The sequence below is a fragment of the Thiomonas sp. FB-6 genome (genome assembly GCF_000377645.1).
Classification (GTDB): Bacteria; Pseudomonadota; Gammaproteobacteria; order Burkholderiales; family Burkholderiaceae_C; genus Thiomonas_A.
This window is the reverse complement of sequence record NZ_KB898478.1, coordinates 15604-30621: the sequence shown is the minus strand read 5'-3', so window position 1 is coordinate 30621 and position 15018 is coordinate 15604. Positions and strand designations below refer to the sequence as shown.

Here is a 15018-nt window from a genome sequence, read left to right as displayed (position 1 = left end):
ATGGATCACATGACCTCGCCGCCTGCCACCGCGATGGCCTGGCCGTGCACCGCCTCGGAGCCGGGCAGGCACAGCCAGGCCACCGTGTTGGCCACCTGCAGCGGCGTGACCAGGCGGCCCTGCGGATTGCCGGCGGCCAGTTCCTGGCGCGCCTGCTCTAGGCTGCGCCCGGTGCGCGCGACGATGTTGCCCAAGGCCTCGTCGAGCAGAGGCGTGTCGGTGTAGCCGGGGCACACGGCGTTCACGGTGATGCCCTTGGCGGCCACCTCCAGCGCCAGCGCGCGGGTGAAGCCGACCACGCCGTGCTTGGCCGCGCAATAGGCGCTGACGTAGGCGTAGCCGGTCAGCCCGGCCGTGCTGGCGACGTTGACGATGCGCCCCCAGCGCGCGCGCAGCATGCCGTCCAGCGCCGCCTGGGTGCAGTTGTAGGTGCCGGTCAGGTTCACCGCCAGCATGTCCTGCCAGAGCTGCGGGTCGGTGCGCATCAGCGGCGCGCTGCGCGCGATGCCGGCGTTGTTGACCAGGATGTCGATGGGCCCGCGCTCCTCGGCCGCCTGGCGCAGGCAGGCCGCGACCGCGGCGTGGTCGCGCACGTCCACGCGCGCGCTGGCGTGGCCGGCGCCGGGCAGCCCGGCCTGCGCGCGCTGCAGGCGGCCGGCGTCGGTGCCCAGCAGCGTGAGCACGGCGCCGTGGCGCGCCAGCTCGGCGCAGATGGCGGCGCCGATGCCTCCGCTGGCGCCGGTGACCACCGCGTGGCGGCCGCGCAGCGGGGCCTGCTCGCCTGCGGGGGCTGAGTTGGAAGCGGGAACGGACATGGAGGGCGGCTCCGGCTCAGGCATTCAGGGCCATCTGCGCGGCGCGCTCGAGATTGCGCTCGAGCTGGGTGCGCCCGCCCGCGTAGGGGCGCGGCCAGGCGACGCCGGCGTAATGCTGCTCGGCGGCGGCGTGCAGGGTCCACGCCGGGTCCGACAGGTGGGGGCGGGCCAGCGCGCACAGGTCGGCGCGCCCGGCGGCGATGATGGTGTTCACGTGGTCGCTCTCGAAGATGTTGCCCACGGCGATGGTCGGCATGCCCAGTTCGTTGCGGATCTTGTCGGAAAAGGGGGTCTGGAACATGCGCCCGTACACCGGGCGCTCGTCCTTGCTCACCTGGCCCGAGGATACGTGCACGATGTCGGCGCCGGCCTCGCGGAACAGTGCCGAGATGCGCACGGCGTCCTCCGGCGTGGTGCCGCCGGGCACCCAGTCGTGGGCGGAGATGCGCACCGACATCGGGCGGCGCGCCGGCCAGACCCCGCGCATCGCCCGGAACACCTCCAGCGGGTAGCGACAGCGGTTCTCCAGGCTGCCGCCGTAGTCGTCGTCGCGCCGGTTGGTCAGCGGCGAGATGAAGGAGGACATGAGGTAGCCATGCGCGGCGTGGAACTCCACCATGTCGAAGCCCGCAGCCTCGGCGCGGCGCGTGGCGCCGACGAATTGGTCGAGCACGCGCTCCATGTCCTCGCGGGTCATCGCGCGCGGCACTTGCGATACGCCTGCGATCAACGGCAGGGGCGATGGCGCGACGAGCGGCCAGTTGCCCTCGGGCAGGGGCTGGTCGACGCCGTCCCAGGACAGGCGCGTCGAACCCTTGCGGCCGGCATGCCCGATCTGCAGCCCGATGCGCGCGCCGGAGGCCGCGTGCACGAAGTCCACCAGGCGGCGCCAGCCGGCGGTCTGCGCTTCGTTCCAGATCCCGGTGCATCCCGGGGTGATGCGCCCGTCGGGGGCCACGCAGGTCATCTCGGTCAACACCAGGCCGGCGCCCCCGAGGGCACGCGCGGCGTAGTGCTGGAAGTGGAAATCCCCGGGCATGCCCTCGGCGGCCGAGTAGGTGCACATGGGCGAAACCACCACGCGGTTGGCCAGATGCATGTCGCGCAGGCTGAAGGGCGTGAACATCGGCGGCACGGTGGGCGAGCCGGGGTCGTCGGGCAGGCCGGCGCGGCGCTGGAACCAGCGGTCGAAGGTCTCCACGTAGCGCGGGTCGCGCAGCTTCTGGTTGGCGTGGCCCACGCGCTGGCTGCCGGTGAGCAGCGAGAATGCGAACTGCTCCGGCTCCATGCGCGCATAGGTCTCGATGTTCTCGAACCAGGCCATGCGGTTGCGCGCCGCGCTTTGCAGCTTCAGGGCCTCGACCTCGCGCTCGGCCTGGAAGTCGGCGAGGCGCTCGGGCACCGTGCCCTCGGTGCTGCCGAGCACCCTCGCCAGCGCGATGGCGTCCTCCATCGCCAGCTTGGTGCCGGAGCCGATGGAGAAGTGCGCGGTGTGCGCGGCGTCGCCGATGAGCACGATGTTGTCCTTGAACCAGCGCTCGCACAGCACGCGGTTGAACTTCTGCCATACCGCCGATCCGCGCAGGTGGCGCGCGTTGGACACCAGCTCGTGGCCGTCCAGGCGCTCGGCGAACAACTGCTCGCAAAAGCGCAGCGACTGCTCCTTTTCCATCTGGTCCAGTCCCGCCTTGAGCCAGGTCTCCTCCGGGGTCTCGACGATGAAGGTGGACCAGTCCTCGTTGAAGCGGTAGGCGTGCAGGTTGAACCAGCCCCACTCGGTCTGCTTGAAGGCGAAGGTGAAGGCGTCCAGGCGCTTGCGCGTGCCCAGCCAGATGTAGCGGCAGCGGCGCACGTCGATGCGCGGGTTGAAGTGCGCCTCGTGGCGGGCGCGGGTGCGCGAGGCCACGCCGTCGGCGCCCACCACCAGGTCGTAGTCGCGCGCGTAGGTGTCGGGATCGCCGAACTCGTGTTCCCACACCATGCGCACGCCCAGTTCGGCGGCGCGACGCTGCAGGATCTCCAGCAGCTTGATGCGGGCAATGCCGCAGAAGCCGTGGCCGCTGGAGGTGATCCGGCGGTCCTTGAAGAACACGTCGATGTCGTCCCAGTGGTGGAAGTTGGCCTCGATCTGCTCCACCACCTGGGGGTCGGCCTCGCGGAACCCCGCCATGGTCTGGTCGGAGAACACGATGCCCCAGCCGAAGGTGTTGTCGGCCGCGTTGCGGTCGAACACGGTGATGTCGTGGGCCGGGTCGGCCTTTTTCATCAGGATGGCGAAATACAGTCCGGCGGGCCCGCCGCCCAGGCATGCGATGCGCATCGTCGTCTCTCCGCTGGCCGACCCGCTCGCGCGCCCCTTCGCGCGCCCCGGCAAGTCGTTTAGCAATAAGTAGTTGAACTATGAAGCAAAAGCCGAAAAAAAAGCCCTCGTGCTGCCTGGCCCGCCTTGCCCGGCGGGCCTACGGCATCGCGGGGGCGAGCTGGTTCTTCAGGCCGCCCAGCAATTCGTGCAGCTCCGACAGGTTTTGCTCGCCCAGCGGGGCCAGCAGGGACACCACCCATTGTTCGTGCTGCGCCGCCATGCGGGCGAACTGCGTGCGGCCCTGGCGAGTCAGGCACAGGTGGTAGGCGCGGCGGTCGGTCGGGTCGTCGCGGCGCTCCACCAGGCCTTCGGCGACCAGGCGGTCGGCAAGGCCCGTGACATTGCCCCCGGTGACCATCAGGAGCTTGGAGACCTCGCGCATGCGCAGCCCATCGGGGTAGCGGTACAGCTGGGACATGAGGTCGAAGCGTGCCAGCGAGGTATCGAACACCTCGCGCATGCGGGTACGCAGTTCGGACTCCAGCAGGTTGTGGCAGGCCAGCAGGCGCAGCCACAGGCGCAGTGCCACGTGGTCTTCGGGCACCGCGGGCTCGGAGCCGGCTTCGGCGGCGCGGGGGGATGGGGGGGGCGTCTTCGGCATGGCGGGTTCGCGGGCCGCGCGAGGCTGCAGCGCGGCTGCGTCGGCAGTGCGTAGTGTATCGGCAGCCTGCGGGGCGCTGCGGGGTCGCGGGTCGTTCATGGCGATGCCTTCAGGCGGAAGCGCTGCAGCTTGCCGGTCTCGGTGCGCGGCAGCTCGGTCACGAAACGGATCGCCCGGGGGTACTTGTACGGCGCCGCGTTGTTCTTGACGAAGTCCTGCAGTTGCGCGACCAGTCCCTGGTCGCCCACGAAGCCCCCGCGCAGCACCACGAAGGCCTTGACGATCTGGCCGCGCGCCTCGTCGGGCACGCCGATGACCGCGCAGTCGGCCACCGCGGGATGCTCGAGCAGCACCGACTCGACTTCCGGCCCCGCCACGTTGTAGCCCGAGGTGATGATGATGTCGTCCACCCGCGCCTGGTAGTAGAAGTAGCCGTCGGCATCCGCGTGGTAGGTGTCGCCGGTGAGATTCCAGCCGTCGCGCACGTAGCGGGTCTGGCGTTCGTCGGCCAGGTAGCGGCAGCCGGTGGGGCCGCGCACCGCCAGGTATCCGGTCTGGCCCACGGGCACATCGCGCATGTCGCCGTCCACCAGGCGCGCCTGGTAGCCCGGAAGCACCCGCCCCACGGCGCCCTCGCGGTAGTCCCGCGGCGAGGAGGCGACGTAGATGTGCATCATCTCCGTGCCGCCTACGCCGTCGTAGATGCCCGCGTCGCTGACCGCCTGCCACTGCTGGCGCGTGGCCAGGTTCAGCGCCTCTCCGGCGGACACGCATTTGCGCAGGCTGCGCAGGCCCTGGCGGTCGCCCAGCGCCGCCAGCTGCCGGTAGCCGGTCGGCGAGGTCACGCAGATGGTTGCGCGGTTGCGCGCGATGGCCTCCAGCAGGCGCGGCGGCGTGGGGCTTTCCAGCAGCACGGTGGCCGCGCGCGCGTGCAGCGCGAAGCACAGCAGGCCGCCGAGGCCGAAGGTGAAGGCCAGCGGCGGCGTGCCGACGAACACGTCGTCCTGCGAGGGCTCGAGGCAATGGCGGGGGAACACCTCGCACATCGCCAGCACGTCGCGGTGCGCGTGCACGCAGCCCTTGGGCACGCCGGTGGTGCCGGAGGTGAAGGCGATCAACGAGGGGTCGTCGGCGGCGCTGTCGTAGGCCTCGAAGCCGGGGGCGGCGGCCGCCAGGCGCTGCTCGAAGTCCGCGTCGCCCACCAGCAGCACCTGGCGCAGCGTCGGACAGTCGGCGGCCGCCAGCTCGAGCTCGGCGTGCAGCGAGGCCGCGCACAGCGCATGGGACACCTGCGCCTGCTGGAGGATCTGGCGAAGTTCCTTGGCGCGCAGCAGGGGCATCGAGCCCACCGCCACGCCGCCGGCCTTCCACACCGCGAGCCAGCAGGCGGCCAGCCAGGGCGAATTGGCGCCGCGCAGCAGCACGCGATTGCCCGGCACCAGCGCGAACTGCTCGCGCAACACCCGGGCCAGGCGGTCCACCCGGTCCTGCAGTTCGCGATAGCTCCAGGCCTCGGACTGCCCGTACACCGCCATGCGCTCGCCGTGGCCTTCGGCCACCGCGCGGTCGAGCAGTTCCACGCAGGCGTTGAGACGAGGCGGAAAATCCAGCCCGGGTCCGTCGAACAGCAGGCGCGGCCACTGCTCCGGCGGGGGCAGGTTGCGGCGTACGAAGTCGTCTTCCATGGCTCCCAGTGGAGCACGCGGAAGTCCTTTAGTCAAGAATGGTTGACACCTAAACGATTACTTCGCAAGGTGTCCGAGGGGCTGACGCCGAAGGCCTGGCGGTACTGGGCCGCGAAGCGGCTCATGTGCACGAAGCCGTGGGCCAGCGCGATCTGGGTCACCGACGACTCGCAGGTCGGGTCGCGCAGCGCGGCGCGCGCGGCCAGCAGGCGCTGGCGCCGCGCGTAGGCCAGGGGAGACAACTCGAAATGGCCCTTGAACGCGGTTTCCAGGGTGCGTGGGCTCACGCAGGCGTCGCGCGCGATGGCGCCCAGGCTCAGCGCCTGGTCCAGATGGGCGTGGATGTACTCGCGCGCGCGCCGCGGCGTGGCGCATCCAGGCCTCGGCGTGGCGGTCCAGGTTCAGGATCAGGTCCAGCGCGGCCTGCCACCAGGCGTCGACCTCGGCATCCTGCCGGCTGCGCGACAGCGCGAAACGCGGCGCGGCAGCGCCGGCGTGGTGGTCCGCCTCGCGCTCCACCGCGCCGCGCGGCACGCGCAGAAGGATCATCGAGCAGTCCTTGCTCCAGCGCATCAGGCTCACCGCATGCGGCTGCAGGACGCTGAGGGTGCGGTCGTCCACGCCCACGCGCTGAGCGTCGCAGTGCAGTTCGGCGCGCCCGCTGAGGGGCAGTTGCACCATGTAGAAGTCCCCGCGCGCGCCCGGATCGATCAGCACATCGGCCTCGTAGGCCAGCGCGTTCACCGAGATCTCCCCCAGCGCGAGTTGGTTGTGGCGCACGCGCAGCGCCTGCCGGCCGGGGCCGAGCGCCAGGCGATGGGGCGAGAACACGGCGCCCATGCGCAGGCTGACCTCCTCGGGGTCGCTGCTGCGCAGGAAGGGAAAGCCATCCAGCGGAAGCCCGCTGGCGGCCGTCGGTGCGGAGAGTTCCATGGGGCGCGGGCGGGGCGCCGCCGGGCGGCACCTGCGTGGGCTGAGTCTTGGGAAAGTATCCATCAGCCCTCCGGCGTCGGGCTAGGTGGTATCCCTAGTCAACGAGAAGTTCGCGATATTCCTGCGTAAATCGGATGCCGCGAGGTACCCGATGCGCGCTTTGCGGATAGTGTCTTTCTCGCCGACCCGGCAGCATTCCCGGCATGCAAACCCCAAGCTCCCGCTCCGTCGACGTGCTGCTCGTGGGCAGCGGCATCAACTCCCTGGTCTGCGCCGCGCTGCTGGCGCGCGACGGGCGGCGCGTGCACGTGCTCGAACGCGAGCAGGTGCATGGAGGCTGCATCCGCACCGACGAGCTGACCCTGCCCGGTTTCGCGCACGACACCCTGTCCACCGCGCACCCCTTGTTCGTGGTCGGCCCGGCGCACGCGGCCCTGGGCGAGGCGATGCGCCAGGCGGGGATGGAATACTGCAACAACGACACTCCGACCGGGGTGCTGCTGCCCGACGGTCGCAGCCTGGTGCTGTCCACCTCGCGCGAGCGCAACGTGCAGGCCTTCGAGGCCTGCCGGCCGGGGGCAGGCGCCGCCTACGCGGCGGCGATGGCCGAGGTGCAGGACAACGCGGAACTCGTGTTCGCCCTGCTGGGCCAGGAGCTGTGGCGCTGGCCCACCGCCAAACTGCTCGCGCGCAAGGCCTGGAAGCAGGGCGCCTTGCCGCTGTCGGGCTTTTTCGGCGCCGCCCTCGAGCCGGCGCGCGCCTGGCTGCAGCGGGCCTTCGGCGATGTCGATTCGCCGATCGCCGCACTGCTGGCGCCATGGACCCTGCACACCGGACTCGGCCCGGACTCTCCGGTGTCGGCGCTGATGGACAAGGTGGTCGCCTTCACGCTGGAGGCCGTGGGCATGCCCCTGGTCAAGGGGGGCAACGCCGGCACGGTGCGCGCGCTGCGCAGTCTGATCGAGCAGGCCGGCGGACGCCTGGAGACCGGCGCCGACGTGGAGCAGGTGCTGGTGCAGGGCGGCCGGGCGCGCGGCGTGCGCCTGCGTGACGGGCGCGAACTGCTGGCCTCCGACGTGGTGTGCAGCGTCACGCCCACCCAGCTGTACCTGCGCCTGCTGTCCGAGCAGACGCTGCCGCCCGAGGTGCTGCAACAGGCGCGCGCCTACCGCTACGGCAAGGGCAACATGCAGATCCACCTCGCCTTGTCGGAGGCGCCTCGCTGGCCCGACGCGGAACTGGGCAGCGCCACCTACCTGCACCTGAGCGGCGGGGCGAACGCCGTGTCGCGCGCCGTCAACGAAGCCGAGCGCGGGCTGCTGCCGGCGCATCCCACCATCTGCGTGGCCCAGCCCACCGCGGTGGACCCCAGCCGAGCACCCGCGGGGCGCTACATCCTGTGGATCCAGTTGCCCGAATGCCCGCGCGAGCCGCGCGGCGACGCGGCCGGCGAGATCGCCGTGGATCCCGCCGCGGGCTGGACCCCGGCGCTGCGCGAAGCCTACGCCGACCGGGTGCTCGCGGCCGTCGCCCGCCACGCGCCGAACCTGCCCGCCAGCATCCTCGGGCGCAGCGTGCTGTCCCCAGCCGACCTGGAGCGCCTGAACATCAATCTGGTCGGCGGCGATCCCTACGGCGGCGACTGCGGGCTCGACCAATCCTTCCTGTGGCGCCCGCTGCGCGGGCAGCGCAACCACGAGACGCCCATCGCGCACCTGTGGCACATAGGCGCCTCCACCCACCCCGGTCCGGGCCTGGGCGGAACCTCGGGCGTTCACGTGGCCAGCCTGCTGGGCCGGCACTGAAGCCGCGGCCCGAAGCCGCCCGAGGCCGGACCCCACGACTCTCAACCCTTCCGACGAGGAGACACGCATGCCCGAGCAACTTTCCGCCTTCGCCTCCGCCCTGGCCGCCGGCTCGATCCGCGTGGTCGACCTGACCCAGACCCTGAACGAGGAATTCCCTCCCCTGCAGCTGCCCCCGCAGTTCGGCCAGGTGTGGGGCTTCAAGCGCGAGCGCATCAGCCATTACGACGAGCAGGGTCCGGCCTGGTACTGGAACAACTTCTCCTGCGGCGAACACACCGGCACGCACTTCGACGCGCCGGCCCACTGGGTCACCGGCAAGGACCACGCGGCCAACACCGTGGACACCATCGAACCGCGGCGATTCATCGCGCCGGCCTGCGTGGTCGACGCAAGCGCCGAGGTCGCCGCCGATCCCGACTGGCTGCTCACCGTGGACTTCCTGCAGGCCTGGGAGGCCCGCCATGGGCGCATCGCCGCCGGCTCCTGGCTGGTGTTCCGCACCGACTGGTCGCGCCGGGTGAGCGACCCGGCCGCCTTCCTGAACATGCGCGAGGACGGCGCGCACACCCCGGGGCCGACCCAGCAGACCGTGGAGTGGCTGATCCGCGAGCGCGACGTGCAGGGCTTCGGCGTGGAGACCATCAACACCGACGCCGGCCAGTCCTACGCCTGGCCGCTGCCCTATCCCTGCCACACGCTGATGCACGGGGCCAACAAGTACGGCCTGCAGTGCCTGAAGAACCTGGACCAGCTGCCCCCGAAGGGCGCGCTGATCCTCAGCGCGCCCCTGAAGATCGAGCAGGGCTCGGGCTCTCCGCTGCGGGTCCTGGCGCTGGTGCAGGACTGAAGCCGCGAAACCCGACAAAACAACTCAAGGAGACAAGCCGATGACTACCAAGATTTTCCACAAGCTCGCCACCGGCGCGCTGTTCCTGGGGGCGGCCCTTGCGCTGCCCGCCGCGCATGCCGGCAACCTGGAGCCGGCGGGCATCAACACCGGCGGCACGAGCTTTTTCGACGGCTTCGGCGCCACCAAGCCGGGGCTGGCCTACCTGGGCTACTACCAGTACCAGCACTACGACCGCATCGACGACAACAACGGCAACGAGTCGCCGGGCTTCAAGAGCCCGAGCATCGACGTGTTCCTGATGCTCAACCAGCTGGCCTACACCACCGACAAGACCTTCTTCGGTGGCGACGCGCACCTGGGTTTCACCGGGCTGCTGCCGATCCTGCACTTCAACACCTCCTTCGGCGCGGGCTCGCCGACCACGCTGGACTCGCAGGACGGCGTGGGCGACCTCACGCTGGGGGCCTACCTGCAGTTCAACCCGGTGATCAGCGGCGGGCGCCCCGTGTACTCGCAGCGCGTGGAATTCGACGTAATCGTGCCCACCGGGCAGTACAGCTCGAACACCGACATCAACCCCGGCTCGGGCTTCTGGTCGCTCAACCCGTACTGGTCGGGCACCTGGCTGCCCACGCCCAAGACCGAGATCAGCTGGCGCCTGAACTACCTGTACAACCTGTCCAACAAGAACCCGCGCGACCCGGCCCACCTGGGCCTGACCAGCTCCAAGGCGGGGCAGGCGATGTGGGTGAACTTCACCGGCTCGTACGCGCTGAACCCGCAGCTGCACGTGGGGCTGAACGGCTACTACTTCCAGCAGTTGACCAACGACAGCTATGACTGGAAGACCGGCAGCACGCCGGTGGCCATGCCCTACGGCGACACCGGCAAGGCCGAGGTGCTGGCCATCGGCCCCGGCTTGTACTGGCAGGCCAACGAGCGGAACATGTGGTTCGTGAACCTGTACGACCAGGTGCAGGCCAAGAACCATGTCCGCGGCACGGTGCTCAACGTGCACTGGGTGCATCCCTTCTGAGGAGGACGGCGCGCGATGGCAGAACGTTCATTCGCCCGCGAGGTCGAGCAGCTGCGGGTTCCCGCCGGCACGACCTTCCGCGGCGAGGGTATCCTGGCGGTGACCAAGGCGCTGCTGGAGGCGGGTGTCGGCTACGTCACCGGCTACCAGGGCTCACCCATCTCCCACCTGATGGACGTGCTGTCCGACGCCCAGCCGCTGCTGGAGGAGATGGGGGTGTACTTCGAGCCCGCCGCCAGCGAGGCCGGCGCGGCCGCGGCGCTGTCCGCTTCGGTGCACTATCCGGTGCGCGGCGCGGTCACCTGGAAGTCCACCGTGGGCACCAACGTGGCCAGCGACGCGTTGGCGAACCTGGCCTCCGGCGGGGTCACCGGGGGCGCGCTGGTCATCGTCGGCGAGGACTACGGCGAGGGCTCGTCGATCATGCAGGAGCGCACCCACGGCTTCGCCATGAAGTCGCAGATGTGGTTGCTCGACCCGCGCCCGAACCTGCCGAGCATCGTGAAGGCCGTGCACGACGGCTTCGAGCTCTCCGAGGCCAGCAACACGCCGGTGTTCCTGCAACTGCGCATCCGCTCCTGTCACCTGCACGGCAGTTTCGTCACCGCCGAGAACCGGCGTCCGGCCTACAGCCTCAAGGAGGCGCTGGAGCATCCGCGGCGCGATCTGGAGCGCATCGTGCTGCCTCCGGCTTCCTTCCTGCACGAGCAGGAGAAAGTGCGCCGGCGCTGGCCGGCCGCCGTGCGCTTCATCCAGGAGCGCGGGCTCAACGAGGTCTTCGACGGCGACCTGGAGCACCTGGGCGTCATCGTGCCGGGCGGGCTGTACAACAACACCCTGCGCGCGCTGCGTCGCCTGGGTCTGGCCGACCTGTGGGGCAACAGCCGGGTACCGCTGTACGTGCTCAACGCGGTCTATCCGCTGGTCGACGACGAAGTGCTGCGCTTTTGCCGTGGCAAGCGGGCCGTGTGCCTGGTCGAGGAAGGCCAGCCCGACTACCTGGAGCAGAACCTCAACACCATCCTGCGGCGCAACGAGGTGCAGGTCGCGCTGCACGGCAAGGACCTGCTGCCGCTGGGCGGCGACTACACGGTCGCCGTGGTGGAGCAGGGCCTGCGCGGCTTCCTGGAGCGCCACCACCCGGCGGCCTTCGCCGCCGAAGTTCCCCTGGGGCTGCCGCGGCGCATGAACGGGGCCGTGGCCGCGAACTCCGAACCCGCGCCCGTCACCGCCCCCGTCGCCGACTGGAGCCTGCTGCCGCAGCGCCCGCCGGGCCTGTGCGTGGGCTGCCCGGAGCGACCCATCTTCTCGTCCTTCAAGCTGGTCGAGGGCGAGCTCGGCGAGCACCACGTGTCGGCCGACATCGGCTGCCACCTGTTCTCGATCATGCCGCCGTTTTCCATCGGCGCCACCACCATGGGCTACGGCCTGGGGGCCTCCAGCGCCTCCGCCTTCAACGCCGGCAAGCTGCTGGGCGCGGGCAAGCGCGCCGTGGCCTTCATGGGCGACGGCGGCTTCTGGCACAACGGGCTGGCCTCGGGCATCGGCAACGCCGTGTTCAACCAGCACGACAACGTGTTCGTGATCGTCGACAACAACTACTCGGCCGCCACTGGCGGCCAGGACATCCCTTCCTCGCGCGTCGAAAATCCCCATCGCAGCACCATGCACGCCATCGAGCAGGCGGTGCGCGGCGTGGGCGTGACGTGGGTGCGCACGGTGGATCGCACCTACGACGTGGCGCGCATGCGCGAGGTGCTGCGCGAAGCCCTGAGAACCGACTACGCCGGGCCCAAGGTCATCATCGCGCAAAGCGAGTGCATGCTCAACCGCCAGCGTCGCGAGCGCCCGCGCAAGGCCGCGGCCATCCGCGAGGGCCGGCGCGAGTTGCGCGAGCGCTTCGGGGTGGACGCGGCGGTGTGCAGCGGGGACCACGCCTGCATGCGCGTGTCGGGCTGCCCCAGCCTGACCCTGGCACCCAGCGGCGACGCGCTCAAGCCCGACCCGGTGGCGCGCGTGGACGAGCAATGCGTGGCCTGCGGGCATTGCGGCGAGGCGGCCGACGCCGCGGTGCTGTGCCCCTCCTTCTACAAGGCGCACAAGGTGCACAACCCCGGCGCCTGGGAAGCTGCCTGGCGGCGCGCGCAGACGGCGCTGATCGGCTGGCTGCAGCGCCGCGCCCGCGCGCGGCGCTCGCGCCTGGCCGTGTACCCGTCGACCTTCCCCTCGCAGGTGGCGCGATGAACGCCCTCGCGCGCGATGCGGTGCCGGAGCCGGCGCCGATCCACGTAGCCGTCATGGCCCTGGGCGGGCAGGGCGGCGGCGTGCTGGTCGACTGGATCGTCGCGCTGGCGGAGCGGCGGGGATGGGTGGCGCAGTCCACCTCGGTGGCCGGCGTGGCGCAGCGCACCGGGGCGACGATCTACTACATCGAACTCGTGCCGCCCGACCCGCTGGGGCGCACGCCGGTGCTGGCGCAGATGCCGGTGCCGGGGGATGTCGACGTGCTGATCGCCGCCGAGCTGATGGAGGCCGGGCGCGCCGCGCAGCGCGGCTTCATCACGCCCGCGCGCACCACCGTGATCACCAGCACCCACCGCGCCTTCGCGGTGGCCGAGAAAATGGTGCCGGGCAATGGCGTGGCCGACGGCCGGCGCGTGATCGAGCAGGTGCGCGCCAGCGCGCAACGCCTGGTCGCCGACGACATGCAGGCGCTGGCCGTGCAGGCAGGCAGCGTGATTTCCGCCAGCCTGTTCGGAGCCCTTGCCGGCAGCGGCGCGCTGCCCTTCGAGCCGGAGGACTTCGAGGCCGTGGTGCGCGACAGCGGCGTCGGCGTGGAGCCCAGCCTGCGCGCGCTGCGCGCCGGGCAGGCCTGCGCGCGCGACGTGCCGGCGCCGCAGGTGCTCGCCGCCGACGCCATGGTCACCGCGCCGCGGGCGCTGCCCGATCGCGCTGCCAGCGCCCGCATGCAGCCCCTGCTGGATCGCATCCGGCGCGACTTCCCCGCCGAGGCCTGGGACATGCTGGGCGAGGGCCTGCAGCGCACGCTGGACTTCCAGGACCTGGACCATGCCGTGCGTTACCTGGACACGGTGGCCTGCCTGGTCGCGCTCGACGCGGGCGAGGCCGCGCGGCGCGCCGGCCATGCGCTCAGCCGCGAGGCCGCGCACTGGATCGCGGTGGCCATGTCCTACGACGACGTCATCCGCGTGGCCGAGCTGAAAAGCCGCGAGGAGCGCTTCGCGCGCATCCGCGGCGAGGTCGACGCCGGCTCCGACGACGTGGTCGGGGTGGAGGAATACCTGCATCCGCGCCTGGAGGAGATCGCCGGCCTGCTGCCGCAGGCGCTGGGCCGGCGCGTGCTGGCGTCGCCGCGCATGCGGCGCATCGGCGAACGCCTGTTTCGCAAGGGCCGTCGCCTGCACACCATGCGCCTCGGGGGCTACCTGCAGCTGCGCCTGCTGGCGGGGCTGCGGCGGTGGCGCCGGGGCAGCCTGCGCCATGCCCAGGAAAGCGAGCACCTGCGCCACTGGCTGGACACGGTGCAGCGAGTGGCCCGCGAGGACTACGCGCTGGCGGTGGAGTTGCTGCGTTGCCGCCGCCTGGTCAAGGGCTATGCCGACACCCATGCGCGCGGCAGCAGCCGCTTCGACCGCCTGCTCGCCGCCGGCGCCGGCCTGCTGGGCCGTCCCGACGCGGCGCAGCGCGTGGCCGAGCTGCTCGAGCTCGCGCTGGCCGACGCCTCCGGCAAGGCCTTCGATCAGGGGCTCGAAGGCCTGGGCTGAGCCCGGTGCCGCCAGCTCAGGCGGCCCGCCGGACCCGGCCGGCCGCGGTCTCGCGCGGCAGTTCGCCGAAGCGTTCGCGGTAATAGGCCGAGAAGCGCCCCAGGTGGCCGAAGCCGCATTCCAGCGCCACGTCGGTGATGGAGGCGTCGCCGAGGCCGCGCAGGCGCTGGCGCGCGATGTCCAGGCGCAGGTTGCGCAGCCAGGCCATGGGGCCGACCCCGTACTGGCGTTTCCAGTGCAGATGCAGGGTACGCGGGCTCACGCCCGCGGCGCGCGCCAGGTCTTCCAGTGCGATGGGGGCGCAGATGCGGGCACGCACATAGCGCTCCACCGCCGGCGCCAGGTCGCCGCGCGCGCAGCCGCCGCCCAGGGGCAGGGGGGCGCACGCCGGGTGCGGCGGCGCGCTGCCCCTGCGGTCGTCGCCGCTGCGCAGAGTATGCAGGAACACCGCCATGCCCAGTTCGTGGTAATCCTGCCAGGCGGGGTGGGCCTCGGCGGGGGTTCCGCGGTCCGCCGCGACGTCGATGATCGAGCCGAGCAGGGCGTTCCAGGTGCGCGACGAAGCGCCGTCGACCAGGGTCAGCGGCGCCGGCATGTCGGCCGCCGCGCAAGCCTGTCCCGCCCAGGCTCCGGCGCCCGCGGCGGCGTGGCGCATCAGCGCGTTGGGCACGCGGATGATCAACTGCTCGCAGCCGCGGCTCCACAGCACGCGCAGGCGCTTGCGCGGGCACACCAGGGCCGACTGCCCGGGTACGAGGCGCTGGCGGTGGCCGTCGCAATCGATCTCGGTCTCGCCGCGCAGCGGGACCTGCAACAGGGAGAAGTCGTCGAAATGCAGCGGTTCGACCTCCACCTCGGGGCCGTAGCGCAGCAGCAGCAGGCGAAGCTGCCGCGCCTGCATGGCGAACAGGGCCACATCGACCTCGCCGCCGCCCCAGCGCAGTTCATGCTCGGTGATGGCCTGGCGCAGGTAGGGCTGCGAGGCGCGCAGGTCGGAGCAACGGAACACTGGGTGTCCGTACATCCTCGACGCATCCACGACGCCGGCCCCGCGGCCGACCGCACGCACGCACCCATCCATCCGCTGCTCCGGCAATCCGTCCGACGAGAACCCTGTCTCGGCGGACGCGACGTCCGCCGATT

Annotated in this window: 11 protein-coding genes and 1 pseudogene; 5 read left to right on the top strand and 7 right to left on the bottom strand. The window is 71.4% G+C overall.

Going from position 1 to position 15018, the window contains the following annotated elements:
- Positions 1-5 precede the first annotated feature (5 nt).
- From D466_RS0108780 to D466_RS25125, 6 genes and pseudogenes are all read right to left on the bottom strand, one after another.
- Positions 6-815 carry an SDR family NAD(P)-dependent oxidoreductase gene (locus tag D466_RS0108780; protein ID WP_018913341.1) on the bottom strand — a complete coding sequence of 270 codons (810 nt, stop codon included), beginning with the start codon at positions 813-815 and terminating at the stop codon, positions 6-8.
- A 16-nt stretch (positions 816-831) separates the two neighbouring features.
- The gene (locus D466_RS0108775) at positions 832-3135 is read right to left on the bottom strand and encodes a bifunctional salicylyl-CoA 5-hydroxylase/oxidoreductase (protein WP_018913340.1); all 2304 of its coding nucleotides are present in this window, start codon (positions 3133-3135) and stop codon (positions 832-834) included.
- Positions 3136-3274: 139 nt separating this feature from the next.
- Positions 3275-3778: a MarR family winged helix-turn-helix transcriptional regulator gene (locus D466_RS0108770; RefSeq protein ID WP_051083719.1), complete on the bottom strand. Its 504-nt coding sequence runs from the start codon at positions 3776-3778 to the stop codon at positions 3275-3277.
- Positions 3779-3873: 95 nt separating this feature from the next.
- Positions 3874-5463, bottom strand: coding sequence for an AMP-binding protein (locus tag D466_RS0108765; RefSeq protein ID WP_018913338.1), 1590 nt, complete (start codon positions 5461-5463; stop codon positions 3874-3876).
- 32 nt (positions 5464-5495) lie between these two features.
- On the bottom strand, positions 5496-5750 hold the full coding sequence (locus tag D466_RS25130; protein WP_018913337.1) for a helix-turn-helix domain-containing protein: 255 nt from the start codon (positions 5748-5750) through the stop codon (positions 5496-5498).
- A gap of 79 nt (positions 5751-5829) precedes the next feature.
- A pseudogene (locus D466_RS25125) lies at positions 5830-6303 on the bottom strand (AraC family transcriptional regulator); the annotation flags it as partial.
- A 296-nt stretch (positions 6304-6599) separates the two neighbouring features.
- Here D466_RS25125 and D466_RS0108750 point away from each other — a divergent pair.
- From D466_RS0108750 to D466_RS0108730, 5 genes are all read left to right on the top strand, one after another.
- Positions 6600-8201 carry an NAD(P)/FAD-dependent oxidoreductase gene (locus D466_RS0108750; RefSeq protein ID WP_018913335.1) on the top strand — a complete coding sequence of 534 codons (1602 nt, stop codon included), beginning with the start codon at positions 6600-6602 and terminating at the stop codon, positions 8199-8201.
- Positions 8202-8268: 67 nt separating this feature from the next.
- Complete coding sequence (locus tag D466_RS0108745) at positions 8269-9051, top strand: cyclase family protein (protein ID WP_018913334.1); 783 nt, start codon at positions 8269-8271, stop codon at positions 9049-9051.
- 40 nt (positions 9052-9091) lie between these two features.
- Positions 9092-10090, top strand: coding sequence for a transporter (locus tag D466_RS21195; protein ID WP_018913333.1), 999 nt, complete (start codon positions 9092-9094; stop codon positions 10088-10090).
- Between the two features lie 15 nt (positions 10091-10105).
- Positions 10106-12334, top strand: a complete 2229-nt coding sequence (locus D466_RS0108735) for an indolepyruvate ferredoxin oxidoreductase subunit alpha (protein WP_018913332.1) — start codon at positions 10106-10108, stop codon at positions 12332-12334.
- A complete protein-coding gene (locus D466_RS0108730) occupies positions 12331-13875 on the top strand; it encodes an indolepyruvate oxidoreductase subunit beta family protein (protein WP_018913331.1) in 1545 nt (514 codons plus the stop codon). Before D466_RS0108735 ends, D466_RS0108730 begins: the two co-directional genes overlap by 4 nt.
- A 16-nt stretch (positions 13876-13891) precedes the next feature.
- On the opposite strand, the gene D466_RS0108725 is transcribed toward D466_RS0108730, so the two are convergent.
- On the bottom strand, positions 13892-14899 hold the full coding sequence (locus D466_RS0108725; RefSeq protein WP_196803451.1) for an AraC family transcriptional regulator: 1008 nt from the start codon (positions 14897-14899) through the stop codon (positions 13892-13894).
- Positions 14900-15018: the final 119 nt, after the last annotated feature.

What these genes read in the sequence shown, in the direction of transcription:
- D466_RS21195 (WP_018913333.1), top strand. Translation starts at nt 9,092, where the DNA reads ATGACTACCAAGATTTTCCACAAGCTCGCCACCGGCGCGCTGTTCCTG.
- D466_RS0108750 (WP_018913335.1), top strand. Translation starts at nt 6,600, where the DNA reads ATGCAAACCCCAAGCTCCCGCTCCGTCGACGTGCTGCTCGTGGGCAGC.
- D466_RS0108735 (WP_018913332.1), top strand. Translation starts at nt 10,106, where the DNA reads ATGGCAGAACGTTCATTCGCCCGCGAGGTCGAGCAGCTGCGGGTTCCC.
- D466_RS0108765 (WP_018913338.1), bottom strand. Translation starts at nt 5,463, where the DNA reads ATGGAAGACGACTTCGTACGCCGCAACCTGCCCCCGCCGGAGCAGTGG.
- D466_RS0108745 (WP_018913334.1), top strand. Translation starts at nt 8,269, where the DNA reads ATGCCCGAGCAACTTTCCGCCTTCGCCTCCGCCCTGGCCGCCGGCTCG.
- D466_RS0108775 (WP_018913340.1), bottom strand. Translation starts at nt 3,135, where the DNA reads ATGCGCATCGCATGCCTGGGCGGCGGGCCCGCCGGACTGTATTTCGCC.
- D466_RS0108725 (WP_196803451.1), bottom strand. Translation starts at nt 14,899, where the DNA reads ATGTACGGACACCCAGTGTTCCGTTGCTCCGACCTGCGCGCCTCGCAG.
- D466_RS0108770 (WP_051083719.1), bottom strand. Translation starts at nt 3,778, where the DNA reads ATGCCGAAGACGCCCCCCCCATCCCCCCGCGCCGCCGAAGCCGGCTCC.
- D466_RS0108730 (WP_018913331.1), top strand. Translation starts at nt 12,331, where the DNA reads ATGAACGCCCTCGCGCGCGATGCGGTGCCGGAGCCGGCGCCGATCCAC.
- D466_RS0108780 (WP_018913341.1), bottom strand. Translation starts at nt 815, where the DNA reads ATGTCCGTTCCCGCTTCCAACTCAGCCCCCGCAGGCGAGCAGGCCCCG.